Source organism: Staphylococcus sp. HMSC65H10 (assembly GCF_001839185.1).
Taxonomy (GTDB): Bacteria; Bacillota; Bacilli; order Staphylococcales; family Staphylococcaceae; genus Staphylococcus; species Staphylococcus simulans.
Window position 1 is genome coordinate 1 of record NZ_KV840330.1, and the last position, 3893, is coordinate 3893.

5 protein-coding genes are annotated in these 3893 nt (G+C 32.2%); 3 read left to right on the forward strand and 2 right to left on the reverse strand.

Translation table 11 applies throughout. The annotated features are described in order from the left end of the window. A partial coding sequence (locus tag HMPREF3270_RS04725; RefSeq protein ID WP_070848714.1) for a protein rep occupies positions 1-672 on the forward strand: 672 nt, incomplete at its 5' end. 72 nt (positions 673-744) lie between these two features. On the opposite strand, the gene erm(C) is transcribed toward HMPREF3270_RS04725, so the two are convergent. Further along, a complete protein-coding gene (gene erm(C) / locus HMPREF3270_RS04730) occupies positions 745-1479 on the reverse strand; it encodes a 23S rRNA (adenine(2058)-N(6))-methyltransferase Erm(C) (protein ID WP_070867177.1) in 735 nt (244 codons plus the stop codon). Positions 1480-1539: 60 nt separating this feature from the next. After that, a complete protein-coding gene (gene ermCL / locus HMPREF3270_RS13730; RefSeq protein WP_002503927.1) occupies positions 1540-1599 on the reverse strand; it encodes a 23S rRNA methylase leader peptide ErmCL in 60 nt (19 codons plus the stop codon). 573 nt (positions 1600-2172) lie between these two features. Here ermCL and mobV point away from each other — a divergent pair. Beyond that, positions 2173-3435, forward strand: coding sequence for a MobV family relaxase (mobV, locus tag HMPREF3270_RS04735; RefSeq protein ID WP_070867178.1), 1263 nt, complete (start codon positions 2173-2175; stop codon positions 3433-3435). A 280-nt stretch (positions 3436-3715) separates the two neighbouring features. Next, positions 3716-3889 carry a hypothetical protein gene (locus HMPREF3270_RS04740; RefSeq protein ID WP_256324345.1) on the forward strand — a complete coding sequence of 58 codons (174 nt, stop codon included), beginning with the start codon at positions 3716-3718 and terminating at the stop codon, positions 3887-3889. The last annotated feature ends 4 nt before the right edge of the window (positions 3890-3893 follow it).

Consider the following 3893-nt stretch of genomic DNA (forward strand, 5'->3'; position numbering starts at 1 on the left):
TTATACTATAAATTCAACTTTGCAACAGAACCGTTGTTCTTAACTTTAAGCGTTAAAAATGTTTATGACGGTGAGGAATTAAATAAAAGTTTGTCTAAAATGTCAGAGGGTTTTAGACGAATGATGGGTTATAAAAAGGTTAGTAAGAATTTGGTGGGCTTTATGCGTGCAACAGAGGTAACTGTAAATCAAATAGATAATTCTTATAATCAACACATGCATGTGTTGTTGTGTGTTGAAAGTACATATTTCAAGAATACAGTGAATTACATCGACCAGGGTCAATGGACTGGGTTTTGGAAAAAAGCAATGAAATTAGATTATGATCCAGTTGTTGATGTTAGAGCAATTAAACCAAAAAATAAGGGAAAATCAGATATAAAATCAGCAATTGATGAAACTGCAAAATATCCAGTAAAAGATACAGATTTTATGACTGATGACGAAGAAAGAAATTTGCAGCGTTTAGCTGATTTGGAGGAAGGACTTTATCGAAAAAGATTAATTTCATATGGTGGTTTATTAAAGGAAATTCATAAGGAATTAAATCTTGATGACGCAGAAGATGGCGATTTAATACATACAGATGATGAAGAAAAAGCAGATGAAGATGGCTTTTCTATTATTGCAATGTGGAATTGGGAACGGAAAAATTATTTTATTAAAGAGTAATTCAACAAAAGGGCCAAGATTGTTTAAGCAAAACAAGACAAGTTAAGGGGTGCAGTTTACGCACCCCTTAACTTACTTATTAAATAATTTATAGCTATTGAAAAGAGACAAGAATTGCTCAAAGCTAATATTGTTTAAATCGTCAATTCCCGCATGTTTTAAGGACTTGTTAAATTGATTCTTTGTAAATATTTTCTTGTATTCTTTGTTAACCCATTTCATAACGAAATAATTATACTTCCGTTTATCTTTGTACGATATTCTTGATTTTTTTCTATTTAATCTGATAAGCGAGCTATTCACTTTAGGTTTAGGATGAAAATATTCTCTTGGAACCATACTTAATATAGAAATATCAACTTCTGCCATTAAAAGTAACGCCAATGAGCGCTTTGTATTCAATAACCTTTTAGCAAACCCGTACTCCACGATTAAATAACTCTCATCAGCTATACTTTCAAAAACAACTTTGCGTATTATGTCCGTACTTATGTTGTAAGGTATATTACCAAATATTTTATAGGATTGGTTTTTAGGAAATTTAAACTGCAATATATCCTTGTTTAAAACTTGAAAATTATCGTGATCAACAAGTTTATTTTCTGTAGTCTTGCATAATTTATGGTCTATTTCAATAGCAGTTACGAAATTACACCTTTGTACTAATTCAAGGGTAAAATGCCCTTTTCCTGAGCCAATTTCAAAGATATTATCATGTTCATTTAAGCTTATATTTGTCATTATTTTATCTATATTACGTTTCGAAGTAATAAAGTTTTGACTGTCTTTTATATTTTTTTTGTTCATTATAACCCTCTTTAATGCGGTTATAATGAATTTTGCTTATCAACGATTCATTATAACCACTTATTTTTTGTTTGGTTGATAATGAACTGTGTTGATTACAAAAATACTAAAAATGCCCATATATTAATTCTCCTTCTTATAAACTTAAAATAATTATAGCACAAGCTCTGATAAATAAGAACATGATGAACGACCGTTAAATTTGTACTGCAATCGGGCGCGATTGCTGAATAAAAGATACGAGAGACCTCTCTTGTATCTTTTTTATTTTGAGTGGTTTTGTCCGTTACACTAGAAAACCGAAAGACAATAAAAATTTTATTCTTGCTGAGTCTGGCTTTCGGTAAGCTAGACAAAACGGACAAAATAAAAATTGGCAAGGGTTTAAAGGTGGAGATTTTTTGAGTGATCTTCTCAAAAAATACTACCTGTCCCTTGCTGATTTTTAAACGAGCACGAGAGCAAAACCCCCTTTGCTGAGGTGGCAGAGGTCGGGTTTTTTTGTTTCTTTTTTCACGAAAAAAAAAGAAAGGTCTTAAAGGTTTTATGGTTTTGGTCGGCACTGCCGACAGCCTCGCAGAGCACACACTTTATGAATATAAAGTATAGTGTGTTATACTTTACATGGAAGTGGTTGCCGGAAAAAGCAAAAATGCCTCACATTTGTGCCACCTAAAAAGGAGCGATTTACATATGAGTTATGCAGTTTGTAGAATGCAAAAAGTGAAATCACCTGGACTAAAAGGCATGCAATTTTATAATCAAAGAGAGCGAGAAAGTAGAACGAATGAAGATATTGACAGAGAGCGAACACATGAAAATTATGATTTACAAAACGATAAAAATATAAATTATAACGAACGTGTAAAAGACATAATCGATTCACAAAAAACAGGCACACGAAAAACAAGAAAAGATGCTGTTCTTGTAAATGAGTTGCTAGTAACATCTGACCGAGATTTTTTTGAGCGACTGGATCCAGGAGAACAAAAACGATTTTTTGAGGAAAGTTATAAATTATTTTCTGAACGATACGGCAAGCAAAATATTGCTTACGCAACAGTTCATAACGATGAGCAAACCCCTCATATGCATTTAGGTGTTGTGCCTATGCGTGATGGAAAACTACAAGGAAAAAATGTGTTTAATCGTCAAGAATTGTTATGGCTACAAGATAAATTCCCCGAGCATATGAAAAAACAGGGTTTTGAGTTGAAGCGTGGTGAACGTGGCTCTGACCGTAAACATATTGAGACATCTAAATTTAAAAAACAAACTTTGGAAAAAGAGATTGATTTTCTAGAAAAAAACTTGGCAGTTAAAAAAGATGAATGGACTGCTTATAGCGATAAAGTTAAATCAGATTTAGAAGTACCAGCGAAACGGCACATGAAAAATGTTGAAGTGCCAACGGGCGAAAAGTCCATGTTTGGTTTAGGAAAAGAAATAATGAAAACAGAAAAGAAACCAACTAAAAACGTTGTTATATCGGAGCGTGACTATAAAAACTTAGTGACTGCTGCGAGAGATAACGATAAGTTAAAACAGCATGTTAGAAATCTCATGAGTACTGATATGGCGAGAGAATATAAAAAATTAAGTAAAGAACATGGGCAAGTTAAAGAAAAATATAGTGGTCTTGTAGAGCGATTTAACGAAAATGTAAATGATTATAATGAGTTGCTTGAAGAAAACAAGTCTTTAAAGTCTAAAATAAGCGATTTAAAGCGTGATGTGAGTTTAATCTATGAAAGCACTAAGGAATTCCTTAAGGAACGTACAGACGGCTTAAAAGCCTTTAAAAACGTTTTTAAGGGGTTTGTAGACAAGGTAAAGGATAAAACAGCACAATTCCAAGAAAAACACGATTTAGAACCTAAAAAGAACGAATTTGAACTAACTCATAACCGAGAGGTAAAAAAAGAACGAAGTCGAGATCAGGGAATGAGTTTATAAAATAAAAAAAGCACCTGAAAAGGTGTCTTTTTTTGATGGTTTTGAACTTGTTCTTTCTTATCTTGATACATATAGAAATAACATCATTTTAATATTTTGTAGATAAACGTTGTTATATCAACGGTTTGTGTTAATTATAAGTGAAATTATTGGTTGAAAGTAAAAACCCCATCTGTTAAAGTTTAAGTTACCACACAAAAACCAAATAACGGATGGGGGTTCTTATTTAATTATGTGCCATAATAATAGCATTTATTCCAGTCAAAAATCAAGTGTACTCGTGGATAAAACAAAAAGTGGAAAAGTGAGACCATGGCGAGAAAAGAAGATTGCTAATGTAGGTTATTTTGAATTGTTGCATGTTCTTGAGTTGAAAAAATCTGAACGTGTAAAAGATTGTGCGAATGTATTGGAGTTTAAAAAGAAGGTTCTGTTGCAAAGTAAAAAAATATAGCTAA

Excerpts from the sequence above, each read along its gene's own strand:
- mobV (WP_070867178.1), top strand. The coding sequence starts at position 2,173 with ATGAGTTATGCAGTTTGTAGAATGCAAAAAGTGAAATCACCTGGACTA.